The organism is Ralstonia sp. RRA (assembly GCF_037023145.1).
Classification (GTDB): domain Bacteria; phylum Pseudomonadota; class Gammaproteobacteria; order Burkholderiales; family Burkholderiaceae; genus Ralstonia.
In genome coordinates, this window is record NZ_CP146091.1 from 3362008 (window position 1) to 3380344 (window position 18337).

15 protein-coding genes are annotated in these 18337 nt (G+C 65.4%); 6 read left to right on the top strand and 9 right to left on the bottom strand.

Translation table 11 applies throughout. From position 1 onward, the window contains the following. Positions 1-75: 75 nt before the first annotated feature. Positions 76-1035 carry an alginate lyase family protein gene (locus V6657_RS16160; RefSeq protein ID WP_137884911.1) on the top strand — a complete coding sequence of 320 codons (960 nt, stop codon included), beginning with the start codon at positions 76-78 and terminating at the stop codon, positions 1033-1035. Between the two features lie 7 nt (positions 1036-1042). Here the strand turns inward: V6657_RS16160 and V6657_RS16165 are convergent, their stop codons facing one another. Both V6657_RS16165 and V6657_RS16170 read right to left on the bottom strand, forming a co-directional pair. Next, positions 1043-3793 carry a bifunctional glycoside hydrolase 114/ polysaccharide deacetylase family protein gene (locus V6657_RS16165; protein WP_048933446.1) on the bottom strand — a complete coding sequence of 917 codons (2751 nt, stop codon included), beginning with the start codon at positions 3791-3793 and terminating at the stop codon, positions 1043-1045. Between the two features lie 118 nt (positions 3794-3911). Next, complete coding sequence (locus V6657_RS16170; protein WP_048933479.1) at positions 3912-4700, bottom strand: SDR family oxidoreductase; 789 nt, start codon at positions 4698-4700, stop codon at positions 3912-3914. A 284-nt stretch (positions 4701-4984) separates the two neighbouring features. Here V6657_RS16170 and V6657_RS16175 point away from each other — a divergent pair, with 284 nt between their 5' ends. Continuing rightward, complete coding sequence (locus V6657_RS16175) at positions 4985-5482, top strand: MarR family transcriptional regulator (protein ID WP_048933447.1); 498 nt, start codon at positions 4985-4987, stop codon at positions 5480-5482. Positions 5483-5513: 31 nt separating this feature from the next. On the opposite strand, the gene V6657_RS16180 is transcribed toward V6657_RS16175, so the two are convergent. The 5 genes from V6657_RS16180 to V6657_RS16200 all read right to left on the bottom strand — a co-directional run bounded on the left by V6657_RS16180 (position 5514) and on the right by V6657_RS16200 (position 11227). After that, the gene (locus V6657_RS16180) at positions 5514-7964 is read right to left on the bottom strand and encodes an ATP-binding protein (RefSeq protein ID WP_137884910.1); all 2451 of its coding nucleotides are present in this window, start codon (positions 7962-7964) and stop codon (positions 5514-5516) included. Between the two features lie 38 nt (positions 7965-8002). Then, positions 8003-8707, bottom strand: coding sequence for a response regulator transcription factor (locus tag V6657_RS16185; protein ID WP_048933449.1), 705 nt, complete (start codon positions 8705-8707; stop codon positions 8003-8005). 219 nt (positions 8708-8926) lie between these two features. Continuing rightward, complete coding sequence (locus V6657_RS16190) at positions 8927-9874, bottom strand: S1C family serine protease (protein ID WP_053166358.1); 948 nt, start codon at positions 9872-9874, stop codon at positions 8927-8929. Beyond that, a complete protein-coding gene (locus V6657_RS16195; RefSeq protein ID WP_048933450.1) occupies positions 9871-10452 on the bottom strand; it encodes a hypothetical protein in 582 nt (193 codons plus the stop codon). The genes V6657_RS16190 and V6657_RS16195 overlap by 4 nt, the downstream gene beginning before the upstream one ends. Positions 10453-10618: 166 nt before the next feature. Continuing rightward, positions 10619-11227 (bottom strand): TetR/AcrR family transcriptional regulator, encoded by a 609-nt coding sequence (locus tag V6657_RS16200; RefSeq protein ID WP_048933451.1) that lies wholly within the window; start codon positions 11225-11227, stop codon positions 10619-10621. 122 nt (positions 11228-11349) lie between these two features. On the opposite strand from V6657_RS16200, the gene V6657_RS16205 reads away from it, so the two are divergent. After that, positions 11350-12822 (top strand): MFS transporter, encoded by a 1473-nt coding sequence (locus tag V6657_RS16205; protein WP_048933452.1) that lies wholly within the window; start codon positions 11350-11352, stop codon positions 12820-12822. Positions 12823-12826: 4 nt separating this feature from the next. On the opposite strand, the gene V6657_RS16210 is transcribed toward V6657_RS16205, so the two are convergent. Next, on the bottom strand, positions 12827-13426 hold the full coding sequence (locus V6657_RS16210; protein WP_048933453.1) for an undecaprenyl-diphosphatase: 600 nt from the start codon (positions 13424-13426) through the stop codon (positions 12827-12829). Between the two features lie 285 nt (positions 13427-13711). Here V6657_RS16210 and V6657_RS16215 point away from each other — a divergent pair, with 285 nt between their 5' ends. Next, positions 13712-15091: a sensor domain-containing diguanylate cyclase gene (locus V6657_RS16215; protein WP_048933454.1), complete on the top strand. Its 1380-nt coding sequence runs from the start codon at positions 13712-13714 to the stop codon at positions 15089-15091. A gap of 451 nt (positions 15092-15542) precedes the next feature. On the opposite strand, the gene V6657_RS16220 is transcribed toward V6657_RS16215, so the two are convergent. Further along, positions 15543-16442: a LysR family transcriptional regulator gene (locus V6657_RS16220; protein ID WP_048933455.1), complete on the bottom strand. Its 900-nt coding sequence runs from the start codon at positions 16440-16442 to the stop codon at positions 15543-15545. A 104-nt stretch (positions 16443-16546) separates the two neighbouring features. On the opposite strand from V6657_RS16220, the gene V6657_RS16225 reads away from it, so the two are divergent. Continuing rightward, on the top strand, positions 16547-17536 hold the full coding sequence (locus V6657_RS16225; protein WP_048933456.1) for a zinc-dependent alcohol dehydrogenase family protein: 990 nt from the start codon (positions 16547-16549) through the stop codon (positions 17534-17536). A 101-nt stretch (positions 17537-17637) separates the two neighbouring features. After that, positions 17638-18309 (top strand): hypothetical protein, encoded by a 672-nt coding sequence (locus V6657_RS16230; RefSeq protein WP_048933457.1) that lies wholly within the window; start codon positions 17638-17640, stop codon positions 18307-18309. The last annotated feature ends 28 nt before the right edge of the window (positions 18310-18337 follow it).

Consider the following 18337-nt stretch of genomic DNA (forward strand, 5'->3'; position numbering starts at 1 on the left):
CCGGACAGCGGGCAGCCATCTGCCTAGAATGCTCTGGCCGCCCAGCCTTCCGCCCAACACGAGCCAGGACACAACATGCGCAGACTCCAGCCGCTATGCCACGGCATCACCCTCGCATTCACCGCCGCAGCCTTGCTGTGCGCCATGCCGACCGCCCAGGCGAGCTGTGTCGTGCCGCCCGCCGAGCACACCATCGACCCGCCCGGTTTCTACGACGATCCGGCTGGCTACCAACAGGCCGTCAAGCCCATGCGCGCCTACATCGACCGGCTCAACAAGGCCGCGGAGGCCGGCGACTGGGCCTGCACGATCGATCTGCTTGCGGGCTGGGCGCAGGGCGACGCGTTGATGGGGCCGATCACGGGCTACCAGGGCTACTACGAGCGCTCGTGGGCAGGGACGGATTTCGCGCTGGTGCTCATGCGCGCGCAAAAGCTTGGGCGCCTCGATGCACCGCGCGCTGCCATCATCGACAACTGGCTCACACGCATCGCCATCGCCACCCGCGACGCGCAAGAGATCAACAGCCTGCACAACAACCTGACCTACTGGGCCGGGCTCAACCTGGTGGCCATCGGCACGGTGGCGCGCCGGGGTGACCTGGTGGACGATGGCGTCGCCCGCGTGCGGGAGGGCATCCGCGACATCGGCCCGCATGGCGAGCTGCAGCGCGAACTCAAACGCGGGGACCGCGCACTGCACTACCACACGTTCGCGCTGCTGCCGCTGGTGTTCACGGCCGAGCTGGTCAGGCCGCGCAACATCGATCTGTACGCCGAAAACCAGCGTGCGATCGGCCGGCTGGCAGACCTCGTCACGCGCGCGGTGCAGGACCCGAACAGCTTCCGCGCCGTCAGCCCCATCAAGCAAGAGCTGTTTCCGTGGACCTTCCAGGACGAGCTGTCGTGGATGGAGCCCTACTACGCCAGCCAGCACGACACGCGCCTGCCGGCGCTGATTGCGGCACGGCGTGCCTTCCATGAATGGCGACTGGGCGGCAATGTCACGCAGGCGTGGGGCGTGACATTGCCTTAGCGCCGGGTTACGCGCCGCAGGTGAGCTCCACGCGCTGTGGCACCAGCTTGGCCGGGTTGCCGGCACCCAGGTCGATGCGCCAGTCGGCGCCGTGCGTGCCGACCACCTCACGGCCGTCCACGGTAGCGCGGCAACGCGCAGCGTTGGCAAAGCGGATGAACGGGCGCGTATAGCCCGCCACGTCAACGGACAACGCGCGGCCATCTGCGCTGCGCTGCCAGTTGGAAATCCGGCCATTGGCCTCTCGCACGTAGGGGAAGGAGTCAGCCCCCGGTCGATCCGACAACACGATGCGTGCTGACCCGCTTGCCAGGTGGATATACATGCCGCCGTTGCCTGGCGAATAGCCCGCGACGTCGCGCGACTGATCCAGCCGCGGCACACCGAGCCCAGTCCAGCGCACGGTACGCAGATCCCCATTGCCGCGCACCACCCAGGCGTTGCCATCACGGGCCACGGCGTAAGCGCGGAAGTCGAGCACTTTGTGGATGTAGTCCGACGCATAGATCGGCATGATCGGCTGCGTCATCGCCCAGTCGTACACCTGTCGCAGCGCGGTGAGCGAGGCGAGCTTGGTACCCGAATACATGTGGTAATAGATACCGATCGGCTTGAAGCGATAGGGCTTGTCGGTCAGTTCGAAGGTTTCGATCGCGCGCGAGAAACCGTAGTACGGGCCGTGCCAGAGGTTGGTGTAGATGTTCTCGTTCTGGTCGGGCGCGAACACCTGGAACAGGCCATTGCCCTTGTCCACACCCAGCGGCGCTACGGCCGTCCAGCTCGGGTTGGAACGCGTGATGTAGGTGTCGCCACCGTTCATGTTGAGCACGCCCGCCTCGTTGGTCTTCTGCACGGCGATCGGCGGCACCTGGCCGTTGCCGCTCCACAGCAGCACCTTCACACGCTTGCCAGCGGGCGCCAGCTTCGTGTTGATGTAGTCGATGGAGCCGGCGATCTCGCGGTCGAAGCTGAAACGGTAGTTGGGGATGTTCAGCGCAAAGGAATCGGCGCCTTCAGGTGCCTTGTCATACGGCGGCTCGGGCGGGTTAGTCGTGCGCAGCCAGTCGAACGGATGCGAGAACGTGTGGCTTGCCAGCTCCACGTACGGTTGCGCAAAGATGGTGCGCGCGATGGGTTCGAGCTGCGATGTGAGCTTGGGGTACATGCCGTCGGACGCCACCTCGCCCTCGATGATCGATACGGTGGTCGGCACCTTGTAGCGCTCGAAGATCTCCCGCAGCAGCGCCTGGCCCGAGAACTCGCCGGGTGGGAACTCCGTACGCGAGGCAAACCCGTCGCCGTCGATATGCACGGTCATCAGGCGGCGGCCGTTCTCGGTGGTGGTGTCGGGCACGGGCATGGCCGGCAGCGCCAGCGCGCGGCGCAGGAAGTCCAGCGGCTGGATCACCCAGCGCGCCTGATCCACGTCGGGCATGCGAAACACACCGAAGGGCTGCAGGACATACCCGCCCCATGGCGTGATGGCGGCCGCGTCATAGGTGTAGCTGCCCGCCGACAGCCGCAGCAGCGATTGCGTGCCATCCACGCTTGGATCCACCTGCACACCAACTGCGGCACGCCGATCCGGGTGCGGCTGCAGCTCGAAGCCGATCATCGGGTCGCGCGCAACAATGGTGAGTGGCCCCGATGGCGTTCCTGGCACGGTCTTCAGGCCAAGCGTCTGTGCCATCGACGCATCCATATTCATGCCGAACTGGTTGAACATCGCCACGCGCACACCGGCGCCCACGGTGCGCCGGAGCCAGGATGCCCAGGCACCCGGACGCGGTGCGTTGGCATCAAACCAGGTGACGACGCCGGCGTAGCGGTCGGGTGTGACGGTCGGCAGCGGCTGGTAGGCGTCGGCAAACTCAACGCGGTAGCCGAGGTAGTTGATCGGCATGGCAAGGTACAGCACCGACGGCGCGGTATTGGCACTCGTGCCGGGTTCTTGCGGCTCGACCAGCAGCACGCGACGCGGCATGACTTCCAGACGGCCGATGCCGATGAAGTCTGCACCAGGCGTGGTGGCATAGCTGGTCACGCCAGCGGCGCGCGCCACGTTGGCGGTCTCCCGCAGGCAAGTGCGGTTGTAGCCGGCGCAGTAGTCCAGCGCAACGGCGGGCAGGTGATATTGCGTACCGATGCTGCGCAGCGCGGCAACGCGGGCCGTGCGATCGGCATCGCTCACGTCTTGCAGGCCTTCGCCACCCGTGCGCTCACGCACAAGGCCGGGCGTGACCACACCAGACAACTGCGGCGCCAGCGTATCGAGCCACGCGGTGCCGCCCGCCAGCAGCTTGACCTGCGGCGCACGGGCATGCAGCGCTTGCGCCAGCGCCGACACCGCGTTGACGGCACCCGGGGTCTTGGCTGCCAGCGTGTCCAACCCATCCAGCAGGAACCCCTGATAGCCCTGCGCAAGCAGCGGTGCAAACACCGGATCGAGCACGTTGGCCGGCCAAGAGCTGTCGCGCATCGCCTCCACCTGCTGTGTCAGGTCAACGCGCGCGAGCCACAACGTGGGCGATGGCTGTTTCGGGTCGAAGGTGCCGGCTGCGGCTGGATCGAGCACCACCCAGTCGAAGGCCTGCAACTCAGGCGCCGGTACATCGCGGCCGTAGTAGAAGGCGATCTGCGGATCAGGGGTGGCGGGCTGCGCATGTGCTGCAGCAGCCCCGCATGCCAACGCAACGGCACCCAGCCATGCTGACCAACGCCATTGCCGATTGCTGCTCACCGCCTGCCTGCCCTGCATCCCGATCCTCGAGAATTGATCCGGCTTCCATTGTGTCGGGCTGGCGGCCGATTGCAACGTTCTTGTGCGGGCGATGGCCGCCGCAGTGCGTTAGCAGCACACGGCGGGGCGATCCCTCTTAGAACGCCGACTTCACCACCCCGCCATCCACACGCAGCGCAGCGCCCGTGGTGGCGGCCGACAGCGGGCTGGCAACGTAGGCGACCAAGTTCGCCACCTCTTGCGGCGTGGCAAAGCGCTTGATGAGCGAAGTCGGCCGCGCGGTCTCGAAGAACGTCTTTTCGAACGCCTCGAAGCTCTGGCCGCCCGAGAGCTTGCCCACGAATTCATCCACGCCTTCGGAACGCGTGGGCCCGGGCAGCACGGCATTCACGGTGACGGCGGTGCCGGCAGTCACTTCGGCCAGCCCGCGCGAGAGGCCCAGCAACGCCGTCTTGGTCACGCCGTAGTGGATCATCTCGGCCGGAATCTGCACACCGCTCTCGCTGCTGATGAAGATGATGCGGCCCCAGTTCTGCGCCTTCATGGCGCCCAGGTAGGCACGCGAGAGGCGCACGCCGCTCATCACGTTCACGTTGAAGAAGCGCAGCCATTCGGCGTCGTCGATCTCTTCAAACGGCTTGGGGTCGAAGATGCCGAGGTTGTTGACGAGCACATCGACCTTGGGAAAACGGGCCAGCAGCGCCGCGACCTGTTCGGGTGCGGACAAATCGCCGGCAAAGGCCTCGACATGGGCGTCGGGTACCTCGGCACGCAGGCGGTTGATGGCATCGGCCACCGAGGCTTCGGTGCGGCCATTGACGATGACGCGGGCGCCTTCGGCAGCCAGTGCTACAGCAATGGCATGTCCGATGCCCTTGGTGGAGCCGGTCACGAGCGCAAGCTTGTTCTGAAGGTGGAGGTTCATGGCAGTAAAAAATGGAATTTGGAGGAGGACGAGCACGTCGCGCCACTTGGGTTGAGCCCGCAGCAGCGCCGACGTTTCAACCATGATACGAACCACCCCACCCTTTGGCAGCCGCAATCGTTTTGCAGCGGTATCCAATGTGATTTGACGATGAGCCTTGGTGTCGATCCCGGCTTGACGGCCTGGGCAAGCGACGATTAGTGTGCAATGAAGCACGCTCCGCGTTACGGGAACGCACGGCGCGCAAGACAAGCCGGATCACCGGTAGAACGGGGAGCATCACCATGAGCACAGACGTACAAACTCCACCAGAGGCCACCGCCATGAGCGGCGGCACGGGCGAAGGCGCCTACCAGGTCGACACCATGGATCGCGACACCAACGTCGGCCGACTCGTGCATCGGGTCCGGCACGCGCTGGTGACGCACATCGATAGTGCGCTGGCGTCGATTGATCTGACCGCTGCGCAGTGGATGGTGGTCATTTATCTGGCCGAAGACCTGGCGACCACACCGGCCGAACTCTCGCGCCTGCTGCACTACGATCCGGGTGCGATGACGCGGCTGATCGATCGGCTGGAGAAGAAGAACATCGTGAAGCGTGCCCCGAGCGATGCCGACCGCCGTTCGGTGGTGGTCACGCTCACGGAGCAAGGCCGCGCGCTGTACCCGGAGATCCGGCCCTTGATCATCGATGTGCTGAACCACTTGCTGCGCGGGTTCTCGCAGACCGAGGTCAAGCAACTGGAAAACCTGCTGCTGCGCGTCCTGCACAACGCCTGAGCGCGCTGTGCACGGCAAACAGCAGGGCTAATCAGCCGACGGTGCTGTCGGCGCGGAGTTGGTCGCGCAGGCGGCGCAGTTCGGCCAGCGCAGCGGGGGCATCGGCCGGGATCGTGCCGGCCTGTGCCAGCGCCGCCTCGAGCACGCGGGCCCGTTCGGCAATCGCGGCCTGCTCCACCGTCAGCGCCGCACCCTTGATCCGGTGCGCCACGTAGCGCGCCGCGTCCGGGTCATGTGCATTCAACGCGTGGGCCAGGCTTTCCAGATCGTCATCCAGCGAATCCAGATAGATCGACCAGAGGTCCCGGTCTTCTCCGGCCAGGGTGGGTGCAGTCACGCGCGGCGTGCTCGGGCTGTCGTCACTGCCGGCGACATCGCACCAGAGATCGATCATGTCGCGCAGGGCATCCAGGCGGATGGGCTTGGTCAGCATGCCGTCCATGCCGCTTTCCATCACGCGCTGCTGGTGCTCGTCATCCACCGCGGCAGAGATGGCGAGGATGGGCGTATGGATGCCGGCACCGGCCTCGCGCGCGCGAATGCGCGCCGTGACCGCATAGCCGTCGATATCCGGCAGGTAGCAGTCCATCAGGATGAGGTCGAACGTCTGCGCCGCAGCTTTCTCCAGGGCCTGCGCACCGTCAGCGGCGAGTTCGACATCGCAGCCGAGCGTGTGCAGCTGGTCTTCGATCACCATCAGGTTGGTTGGCTGATCGTCCACCACCAGCACGCGTGGGCGCGGCTTGCTGGTCTGTGCGGACACTGCTTTGGCCAGCTCCGTTTGCTGCACGGCATCGGGCAACCCAATAGGCTCGGGGGCAATCGTGAGGGTGCGTTCATCGGTGATGGGGCGTGCCGCCGCCTGCGCCTCCTCCGCCGTCGCCACCTCGGCAGGCAGGGTGACGGTAAAGACCGTGCCCGCTCCTGGCGTGCTCTGCACCTCGATCTTGCCGTGCATCAAGCGAACGAGTTCGCGGGAAATCGACAGGCCCAGCCCCGTACCGCCAAAGCGCCGCGTGGTGCTGGAGTCGGCCTGCTGGAATGCCTTGAAGATGGTGTGTTGGTCTTTCTGCGCAATGCCGACACCCGTATCGGCCACGTCGATGGTGAACGTACCGGCCGCGCCGCGCTTGGCTGCCGGCACGTAGGACATGCGCACCGTCACCCCGCCGTGCTCGGTGAACTTCACCGCGTTGGACAACAGGTTCAGCAGGATCTGCCGCGTGCGTGTCGGATCGATCCGCAGGCACAGCGACGGATCGACCCCGCTCATGAACGTGAGCGCCAGTCCCTTGCGCTCGGCACGCCAGCGCACCACGTCCAGCGCTTCGTTGATCCACGGCAGGATCGGCGTGGGCAACAGTTCCAGCGCGACGCGCTGGGCTTCCAGCTTGGAGATATCGAGCACGTCATCCAGCAGCACCAGCAGCGTCTGCGAGGCGGTGGTCGCCACGTCAGTCAGGCGCTTCTGCTTGTCGTCGAGCGGCGTGCGCTGCAGCAGCTCGACCGACGAGAGGATGGCGTTCATCGGCGTGCGGATCTCGTGGCTCATCACAGCCAGGAAACGGGCCTTCTCACGCTCGCTGCGTTCGGCACGCTGGCGCTGCACGCGGGCGCGCCATGCCAGGAAGAGGATGCCGACTATCGCTGCGACTACCAGGGCCAGCTCACGCGCGCGATAGCGCAGGATTGAGCCGTAGGAAGGCGCACCATAGTCCACGACTTCGAGCCAGTGACGCTCAAAGACGTCGGTGTCCGCCGCGGTGAGCGCATGCAGCGACTTGTCCAGAATCGAGCGCAGCAGCGGCTGGTCTGCATGCACCCCCATGAACAGCGGCACTGGCAGATCCGTGAGCACGCCCGAAACATGCAGCTCGCTGGCAAAGCGTCGACGCAGCAGCGGCTCGGCTGCGTAGTTGGTGGCGGCGGCAACGTCGGCCGAGCCATCGGCGACCGCCTGCAGGGCCGCATCCGTCGAATCAAACAGCAGCAGATGCGCACGCGGCAGCTTCTCGCGCATGAGGATCTCGGTGGCGCCACCGCCAATAATCGCCACCGTCATGCCATCCAGCTCATCCAGATGGAAGATCGTGCGCTGCGAGGCACGCGCCACCGCCAGCGTGGCCCCCATGAAATATTGGTCGGTCAACAGCAGCTGCTGTTTGAGCGCATCCGACGCGGCAAGCGTGGAGAGACTCGGCAGCAGGTCGACTTCGCCCTGGAGAAACGCGTTGCGGCTTTGGGCCCAGTTGTTGATCGGCACCGGCTTGAAGCGCAGTCCGCTGACACGGCTGATCGCATCGAGATAACTGGACGCCAGCCCTTGCGGCTTGCCCTGCTCGATGTACTCAAAGGGTTTCCAGTTTTCCCGGTATGCGACGCGCACGACCGGATGCTGTGCGATCCAGGCGTGCTCTTCCGGCGTGAACTCGGGCCCGTTCTGCGCGGCAGCCGAAAGCGGCAAGCCCACGACGACTAGCACGCAAGCGATGAGGCAGCGACCAAGGCGCCGCCCGGCGCTCACTGCCCCTCCAGCTCGTGCTTGATCTTGAAGAGTTCGGTATCGGTACGGATACCCAGCTTGCGATAGGCGGATTGCTTCTGCGAACTGATGGTCTTGATGCTGCGCGCGAACTTCTCGGCAATGTCGGAGACGGACATACCGTCCAGACAGCAGCGCAGTACTTCGCGCTCACGCGGGCTCAACTCGGGGCGCTCCACCAGTGCGGAGAGCTGGTTGCCATCGCCTGCAGATGTCGGCGCCGGCGCATCGGCGGCCAGGGCATCGCGCTCCATCTCGGCAGCCAGCGTGGCATTCAGCCGCTTGCCGCCCGCCGCCACGGTGCGGATCGCCCGCACCAGCTCCGACAGTTCTTCTTCCTTGCCCACAAACCCGCGTGCACCGGCATGCATGACCAGCCCGACCGTCGCCTTGTTGTGATGCGCGGAGGCCACCAGGATCTTCAACTCCGGGTAGCGCACGCGAATCAGGCGGATCAGGTTCAGCCCGTCGATCTCGGCAGGCCCGAGCGAGTAGTCCATCAGCAGGATGTCCACCTCGACGGTGTTGTCCTTGAGCGCCTGCACGACCTCCCGGCCCGACGCGAACATGCCGCTGACCTCGATGTCGGCCTCCTGCTTCAGGCGCGCGGCCAGGCCGTGACGGACGACCGCATGGTCATCGAGCACGACCACGCGGATCGGTCGGGTCGCGGTCCAGTTCATGTTGGCAAATTCCTCTTCAACTTGTTTGGGATGGTTGCGCGGGGGCTGACTTTACTGCGCTGCAGCACTCAACGTTGCGACACAAATTCGAGCCCCCGGGGTCGAGCCTTCGATTGACACAATCCGAGGCCTCGCTACCTACAGACGACACAAACGATCACAAATTTAATGTCTTATTGTCTGTGATAACCGCCGAGGACACCAGAACCGCATCAGACGTCACTTTTCATCGACGAGCGTGTCGTTGCGTGCAAAAACGTGGCAGTTGATCCAGCGCTCCGTGCAAAAGGCGATGGCACGAAGCTCCGCGTTCTGCCCCCATGCCAAGGAGTAGTGATCGCCGTCGGAGATTACGAAAACCTTCGGCCAGACCTTCTTCAGGTACGTATCGAACCCGGATTGTTGATTGGAGCCGAGTTCGCTTGTACGGCGCGGGGCGGAACCGGGTGTCGCCGTCGAACCGGACGGCGCGGTGGCGTTGGCCGCCACGGTGGAGGCGGCAGCGGTGCGCGCAGCCAGCGCCTTCTGCCCGCGATCCGGTACTTCGGCAATCCAGTCAGCCGGAATCGCGAAATTCAGATTCTGCCCGTCCTTGGCATCAATGCCGCTTGCTGTAATGCCGACCAATCGTCCGTTGACATCGAACAACCCGCCACCGCTAGAGCCATGCGAGATGGCGGCAGAAGTCTGGATTCGCCGCAAGCGGCCGTCCGCATCGTTGCGCAGCGACGAGATCAGCCCCTCGCTGATGGTGAGCTCCAGCCCGAGCGGGCTACCCACGGCGTACACCTTTTGCCCCGTCACCAGCGACGTGCCGGGCGCAATCGCCACGGCCGGATAGTGAAACTCGGCCACGCGCAGTTCGCATAGATCGCGCTCGACGTCGGGGTACAACAGCCGCGCACCAAACGCGACATTGCCGCGCCGGATGGCGATCTGCTTGCCACCCCGCAGCACATGGCAGTTGGTGATGGCCAGGCCATCACCGATCACGACCGCGCTGCCCTGCGCGGTCGGCTGACCGTCGGCGCCGATGACGCGGACTTCCCAGATGCTGGGGGCGACCTTGGCAAAGACATCGGCCGGCTCCAGCGCGGCGGCAGACAGCGCGCTCAGCGCCGCAGCAGCGGCAAGGCACGCGCGAAGAATCAAGGCAGTACGGCTCATTGCGGGGGCAGCAGATCAGAGAGATCGCTCAGCGTGGTGGCGCCATCGGGCGAACGCGTTTTGTCGCGCAGAAAGGCGACATCGGCATCGGTCAGGTCGGGGCAGCTTCCAGTACCCCAGGCTTGGTTGATCTGGTACGTGCGGTAGCGCACGTTGAAAGCGTGCCACGATTTGCCATCGTCCGATTCCACCACGCCGGCACGGCAGACGTGGGCATTGGTCGGGTAGCTGGCCGTCATCTTGTATTGCTTGCCCGGCTGCGGCATGAAGGTCGCCGACACACCGCAGCGATACTGCAGCATGCCCGAGGTACGGATGAACGTGGCCCCCAGCGCAGTCGGCACGCCTGCCAGTACGCGGATCGGTTGCGTCGCGTCAGTGGGCTTGAGTGCCGTGCGCGGGCCGCTACAGGACTTGGCGTCGTCAAAGCGGAGAATCGTGGCGCTGGTGCTGCCAAGCGGTCGGATGAAGTCAACCGTGGCGGTTCTGACACCGGCCGGCGGCTCGGTATATGGCACCGCGCAGCCCACCAGCCACAGCGCGCCCGCCCCCACCGCAGCGATCGTTCGGATCGTCATGCGCTCCCCTCGCATTTTTTTGGCTCAATTGTGTGATGTCTTTGACTGGCGCAGCTCTACAGCCCGACCGCACCATGCACCGCGCAAGTGTAACCAAAGGTGGAGGCACTGGAATGACCCGCCGCACGGACGTCACATCCGCGCGTCGGACCGCCCCTTGCAGCGCTTACACGAGCGCCGCGTCGATGCGCGCCCGCGTGCTGTGCCGCGCGCGCTCAAATACCGCCATGTCCCCCATCAGGAAGGCAACGTTGGCATTGGAGCGGAAGGATTCGATCTCGAAGACGAGTTGCTCGACGTCCAGGTCGGCGCGCAGTTCACCGGCAGCCTGGCCGGCGACGATCACCTCGCGAAAGCGCGCGCGCACCGCCTCGCGGTGGCCGCGCACGCGATCCTGGATGGTGCCGGGGCGGGCGCGGTATTCGTAGCTGGCTGCGCAGACAAAACAACCACCCGGCGACTGCCCACCCGCAACGTAGTCGAACCAGCCTTCGGTCAACGCCCGCAGGCGGGCCAGCGGGCTCTCCAGCGCCAGCGCCGGCTCCACCACCCTGTTCCGGTAGTGCACAACACCCGCATCCAGCGTGGCGAGCTGCAGCGTCTCCTTGTCGCCAAACAGCACCTGGATATTGCCCTTGCCCACGCCTGCATCGGTGGCGACGCGGCCAATGGTCAGGCCCTCCAGCCCATCGGTGGAGGCGATGGCGGTGGCGTGCTCCAGCACCTGAGCGCGCGCACGCTCGCCGCGCGCGCGCCGGCCGTCGGTCTCGTTCATGGTGATGCCCTCTGTGTTCTCGAAGCCCTGTCTGTGAGTAAGGTCAACGCAATCGGACCTTGACGCGGGTGAATCGCCCTATAGTATACGTACGACCGTATATTAATAACCGAGATCACCCCATGTCAACGGAATCCCTCGCGGGCAGCCTGGCTGCAGCGTCCACCTCGTCGGCGCGACGCTGGCCCGCGCTGGCGGCGCTGCTAACCGGCAACTTTGTCACCATTCTCGACCTGTTCATCGTCAATGTGGCGATTCCGGACATCCGCACCGGGCTGCACGCCAGCTTTGCCGAGATCCAGCTCGTGATGGTGGGCTACAGCGCCGCCTATGCGGTGTTCCTGCTCAACGGTGCGCGCCTGGGCGACCTGTTCGGGCGCAAGCGCATGTTCCTGGCGGGCATGGCGCTGTTCACGCTGGCATCGGCCCTGTGCGGGCTGGCAACGAGTGCGTGGATGTTGATTGCCATGCGCGAGGCACAGGGCCTGGGCGCCGCCATCCTGATGCCGCAGGTGATGGCCACTGCACGTGTGTTGTTTGACGGGGATGAGCGTCGGCGCGCGTTCGGGGTGATGGGCGCGGTACAGGGCGCAGCCGCATCGCTGTCACAGCTTGCCGGCGGCTGGCTGATCGGGCATCCGTTGGCGGCAGACATCGGCGGCTGGCGCATGGTGTTTCTGGTCAATGTGCCCATCGGTATTGCGGCGCTGCTGGCGGCACGGGCGTTCGTCACGGAATCACGCGCCCCGGTGGCGGCGCGCCTGGATGTGCACGGTGCGCTGGCCGGCGCGGTGGCGCTAGGCATGCTGCTGGTGCCCATCATGCAGGGCCGCGAGTTTGGCTGGCCGTGGTGGTCATGGGCGGTGCCGCTGGCCTCGCTGCTGGTGTTCCGGCATTTCGTGCGGTATGAGCAGGCGCTGTCGGCAGCGGGCCGCGTGCCCATCATCGAGATCGCACTGTTTGCCAACCGCAGCTTCGTGATGGGCGTGCTGGCGATCTTTCTCATCTACACAGCCATCAGTTCGTACTTCCTGGCGCTGACCGTGCTGCTGCAATTCGGCCACGGGATGACCGCATTGGCGGCGGGGATGGTCTTCACGCCGGCAGCCATTGCGTTCTTCACGGGGTCGCTATCGGGGCCACGGCTGGCCGAGCGCATCGGACAGCGCGCGCTACTGCTGGGTGTGGCGATCTTTACGGTGGGGCTCACGGTGTCGGCCACGGTGGCGCAAGCGGGCGGTCCGCTACCACTGCTGATGGTGGCGCTGGTGCTCAACGGCTTTGGGCAGGGCATGGTGCTACCGCTGTCGCTCAACACGATCCTCAGCGGCGTACAGGCCTCGCAGGCCGGCATGGGCGCGGGTGCAGTGACGACCATGCAAGCGGTCGGCAATGCGGTGGGGGTGACGGTGGTGGGCGTGCTGCTGTTCTCGCTGCTGGGCCATGTGGAGGGCGGCAGCGCGGTGGATGCGGTGGACGCGGCCGCGCACGTTGCACGCTACGGCCACGCATTTGCCCTGGCGACGCTGTACAACGTGGGGGCCACGGCGCTCGCCTTTGTGCTGTTCTGGCGCGCGTGGCGCCGGCACGCATAGCCGCTTACTTGCGCACCCAGCCGCGCCGCACGGCCGGCGCGAGTACCACGCCATGCACCGCCAACCCGAGGCGGTGCAGCGGCTCTGACAGCGTATGCGCCACGCGGCCGCTGCACAGCCAGGCGCTCAATACCGACACGGCGGCCGCGCCCAGCATGTCGAACGGATAGTGCACCCCCAGGTAGATGCGCGCCCAGGCCATCGGCAGGCCCAGCAGCGCCAACCATGCGCCCACGCGACGCAGACGCGCATCCCACATCAGGCTGAACGCGACCGTCCACCACACCGTCAGGTGGTCGCTCGGAAACGAGGAATCCGCCACATGCGGCAGCAGGTTGGTCCCCAGGCCGATCTCAAACGGCCGCGGGTGATACCAGACCTGGCTGAACCCCGCGCTGATGAGCAGCGCCAGGGCGGTGGCCAACGCGGCCTGCAGGGCGCGGCGGCGCGATGTTGGCTCGCCCCACAACCAGCAGGCCACGAGCGTCAGCGGCGCCAGCCAGATCAGGTATTCCGCAAAAAACATCGCCAGCCAGAACGCCGTGGGGGCTGGGTCGGTTGGGGCATTGAGCCAGAGAAACAGGGTGTGATTGAGTGATTCCATTCCGCATCGGCCCGCAGGCCGAGTGATTCGACAGCACTGGTTTGTCCCGCGCACAGTACGGAGCGTTCCCTTCAATTGCCTTGGAGCGGGTCTGCCCGCAAGGCTACGGCGCCAGACTTAGGCAAATCACAGGGATAGCCCGGTCATTGCCTAGGCTTTTCGCCCCGCCGGCCGATGCCTATGATGGAGGCACACAAGCAGCACAGTCCCATCGCCCGTCTTACCGCTGGAACACACAGCGGGCACCGGGGCCGATCGGATACGCACAACCAAACCGGGGGTTGGATGGAAAGTTTCCTGATCCAGCGGGCCACGCGCCGGCAATCGGCCGTGGCCGGCGTGATTGCCTTGCTGATCCTGCTGACGCTGGCCGTGGCCGCGCCTCGGGCTGGCCTGCAATGGCCCGCCATCAGCCCGTTCATGCCGATGTGCGCATTGACGGTCTTCACCACCGCCTGTATCGCCGCGTTCCTGTTGGGGGCCCAGTTCACCGTGACGCGCCAGCCGATGCTGGGCGCGTTGGGCGGTGCCTATGCCTTTACCGCGCTGGCCGTGGCCCTGCAGTTGCTGATGTTTCCGGGGGTGTTCTCGCCCACCGGCCTGTTCGGTGCCCGCCCGACCAGCGCGGTGTGGATGTGGGTGTTCTGGCACGGCGGCTTTCCGCTGTTCGTAATCCTGGCGGTGCTCACGCGTGACCGGTTCTCGCGCGATACGGTCTCCACCCGGCACGTGGGACTGTGGGCATGGCTATTGATCGGCGGGCCGGTGGTGGTGGGCGCGCTGCTGTGCGGCGTCGCCCTGATGGCCGATCTGCCGCCGCCGCTGGCGTCGACCACCGGCGGGGCGATTGCCAGCAACCCCGTCGCGGTGGTCCTGTGGGCAATCAACGCGATTGCCCTGCTGGCGGTGCTCGCGAGCGGCCGCCTGCGTGCGGTGCTGGACGTGTGGCTGGCAATTGCTGCGCTGGCGTGCTTTACGGATACGAGCCTGAACCTGCTGAGCTCCGACCGCTTTACCGTGGGCTGGTACGTGGCGCGTCTGTTCAGCATGTTCGCGCCCGGTGTGCTGGTGTGCGTGCTGGTGTGGGAAGTGACGGCGCTGTACCGGCGGCTGTTCGAAGCGCACGTGTCGTTGCGGCAGGCCTTCATGCATGACGCGCTCACTGGCCTGTACAACCGCAGCTACTTCAACGAGCAGATCGGCGTGCGCGTGGCCGCTGCCAAGCGCAATGGACAACCCCTGTCGCTCATCATGGTGGATGTGGACCACTTCAAGCGCTACAACGACGCCTTCGGCCACCTCAAGGGCGATGCCTGCCTGGCGGCCGTGGCCGCAGCGCTGTCCGGCGTCGTGCGCCGCCCCGGAGATTTCATCGCGCGCTACGGCGGCGAAGAGTTTGTCATCGTGTTGCCCGACACCGGCCCGAACGATGCACAGGCATTGGCCGAGCGCGCGCGTGACGCGGTGATGCGCCTGCGTATCGAAGCCGTGGCGCCTTCACGCTATGTCACGGTCAGCGCCGGCTGCGCCACCGCCACGCCTAGCGGCCAGGCCTTCTCCATCGACATGCTGGTCGAGACGGCCGATGCCGCGCTGTACCAGGCCAAGGCAGCAGGACGCAACCTCGTCATCAGCGCACAGGCCATGGCCGCTGCGGTGATGTGACACCGAAACTGCCGGCCACCAACGACACAGAACGCCACCTGTTCGATTTCCTCGATCACGCATTGCTGGTCAAACGTCCTTGAGTCAGTTGCCTGCAATCAAGGCGCACACTCCCCCGCACGCTTTCTGTTTCTGTTTACTTCTTTCTTTATATAAAGATAGTAGTAGTAGATAACGGTGGATAAGTCCTGTGGGTAGCTGCAAAAAACGCTTTGGCATCAAGGCCTTGCGAAATGCACAACCGTTCGGACAGCGTGTGTCGTTGCGTGGATGAGTGCGGTAAATCGCATCGCGCCCCATCCACGCGTGCAGAAGTTATGCCCGCACTGTGGACAACCTAACCCCGGAGAGCCAACACGCTTGTCCCTTAAGTTTTCCACAGAGGGAGGGGGGAGTTATCCACATCGCAGCATGATCCAGCGTCGAATCTGCGCCGCCCAATACTTACTGCTTACGTCATCAACGCAGGCAATGCCTCGGCCAGCGCATCGACCGCCACGCGGACTTTGCGCGGCAGGTGCGGCGTCTGCAGCCACAGCGCGTAGGCGTCATAGAGAAACGCGGGCCGGTCGGGCAACAGCGCAACCAGTGCCCCGGTCCGGATGCGATCGCTGACCAGCCAGTAGGGAAGCCAGGCGAGTCCCATGCCGAGTGTCACGGCATCGGCAATCGCATCGAGATCATCCATGCGCACCCGGTTGACCGGAAGGATCTCCTCCGGCGGGTGCTCGCCGCTCGGAAAAAGCCACGGGCTGACGCGGCCAGACCGCCGGTACACGATGGCCTGATGCCCACCGAGCGCGTCGATGGTTGTCGGGTGCCCGTGCGCCTTGAGATACGCGGGTGCGGCGCAGACGATCATGCGCTGGCGTGCCACACGGCGCGCGATCACGCCGGCCTTGTCTTCCAGATCGCCGGTGCGGATGGCGATGTCGTAGTCGCCTTCGGCCAGATCGACAAAACGGTCGTTGAATGAGAGGTCCAACTCCAGCGCGGGGTATTGCTGCACAAGCTGCAGTAGCACGGGGGCCACGCACTTCCGGCCAAGATGCACAGGCATGGTGACGCGCAGCTTCCCGCGTGGCTCGCCGAATTGATCGGCGGCAAGCGCGTCGGCCGCTTCCGCCTCGGCCAGCACGACCTTGCAGCGCTCGTAGTAGGCCTGCCCGAAGTCGGTCAGGCTCTGGCGCCGCGTGGTGCGGATCAGCAGGCGCACACCCAGGCGCGTTTCCAGCGAGAGCACATGCTTGCCGACCATCGGCGCGGATAGACCGAGCACATCTGCGGCGGCCGCAAACGAGCCGAGGTCGACGGCTTTCACAAACACGGCCATGCTGGTCAGGCGGTCCATATTCAAAACTATTGGTTTTCACTCTCGTCGATTATCGACCATTTATCCCAGCAAAACCCATCGCTACAGTGGATTCACTTCAATGAGTTTCGACTGGGAGATATATGGCACGCGTTGTCCGTTTTCATCAGCATGGGGGGCCGGAGGTCCTGCGCATCGAACACGTCGAGGTTCCGCCGCCGGGCCAAGGCGAGGTGCAGATCCGCGTGAAAGCGTTGGGGCTCAATCGGGCCGAGGCGTTGCTGCGTGCGGGGTCGTATATCGAGCAGCCGACGTTTCCTTCGGGGCTCGGGTTGGAGGCGGCGGGTGTGGTTGAAGCGGTGGGGGCTGGTGTAACGGCGTTTGTGCCAGGCGATGCCGTCAGCATCGTGCCGCCGCAGTCGATGGTGCGCTGGCCTGCGTACGGCGAGTTGGTGACGTTTCCTGCCGCGCTTGTGGTCAAGCATCCACCGTCGCTCAGTTGGGAGGCAGCCGCTGCGGTCTGGATGCCGTATCTCACCGCCTATGGCGCGCTGATCGACATTGCCAAGCTTGGCCCAGGGGATTTTGTGGCCGTGACGGCGGCATCCAGCAGTGTCGGGCTGGCGGCCATCCAGGTCGCGAACAGAGTCGGCGCAACCCCCATCGCAATCACGCGGACCTCAGCCAAGGCCCCCGCCCTGCTTGCCGCAGGCGCCGCCCATGTGGTGGCGACAGCGGAGGAGGATCTCGCAGCGCGGCTGCAGGAGATTGCCGGTCCGACAGGTGTGCGGGTGGTGCTGGACGCAATCGGCGGCCCGATCTTTGAGCCGCTCTCGGCGGCGATGTCGCCCGGCGGCATTCTCATCGAATACGGCGGCCTGAGTCCGGAGCCAACGCCCTTCCCCTTGTTTGCCGTGCTGAGCAAGACCCTGACGCTGCGGGGCTATCTCGTGCACGAGATCACCGGCAACCCAGCAAAGCTTGAAGCTGCGAAGGCATTCGTCCTCGACGGGCTGGCTTCGGGGGCGCTTCAGCCAACCATCGCCAGGACCTTTGCGTTTGACGAGATCGTTGCGGCGCACCGTTTTCTTGAGTCGAATGCGCAGTTCGGCAAGATCGTCGTGACGGTTTGATCGGCTGCGGCATGTTCCGTGGCGTGCTGCCCGCCCCTCGCCCGAAAGCGCTTGACCTTGTCACGGTGACAAGGCGTCCACTGTCGGGCGAGGAGGCGTTCATGACCCATCACACATTGACCAAAGCGCTGGAGCACCCGGATGCCTCGCTGCGCCTGACGGCGGCGCTGGGTGCCGGCATGGCGCCCCATCCGGGCCAAATTGAGCCAATGGTGCAGCGTTGCCGCATCGAGCCGGATTTCTTCGTCCGCGACATGCTCACCTGGGCGCTGACCCGGCACGCGCAGGATCTGACGGTGCCGTTGCTGCTGGACGAACTGCGATCGCCGTTAGCGCAAGCCCGCAGCCAGGCGCTGCATACGCTCTCAAAGATTGGCGACCCTGCAACGTGGCCAGCGATCACCGGCGGGCACCTGCATGACCCCGATTCGGAAGTCGCGCGCACTGCGTGGCGTACCGCGGCGGGGCTGGCGCCGACCGAGCAACGCGCTGCGCTGGCACACGAACTGATGCGCGAGCTGGGCCGCGGCGACAAGCACCTCCAGCGGAGTCTGAGCCGGGCGCTGCTCATGCTCGGAGACGACGCCGTGGCCCCGCTCGAAGCAGCGGCGGCCCAACGTACGGACCCTGCGGTTCGCATTCACGCCTGCGCAAGCCTCAGGTTGATCGGCGACCCGGAGGGGGCGTTTGCGCTGGATCCCGCCGATGCGGGGCGCGCAGCTGCACCGTTGCCAGATGCCAATGCATCGGCAAGTTGCCAACAATCGGTTTGATAGAATTTTTTTCGGCTCGATCAATGCC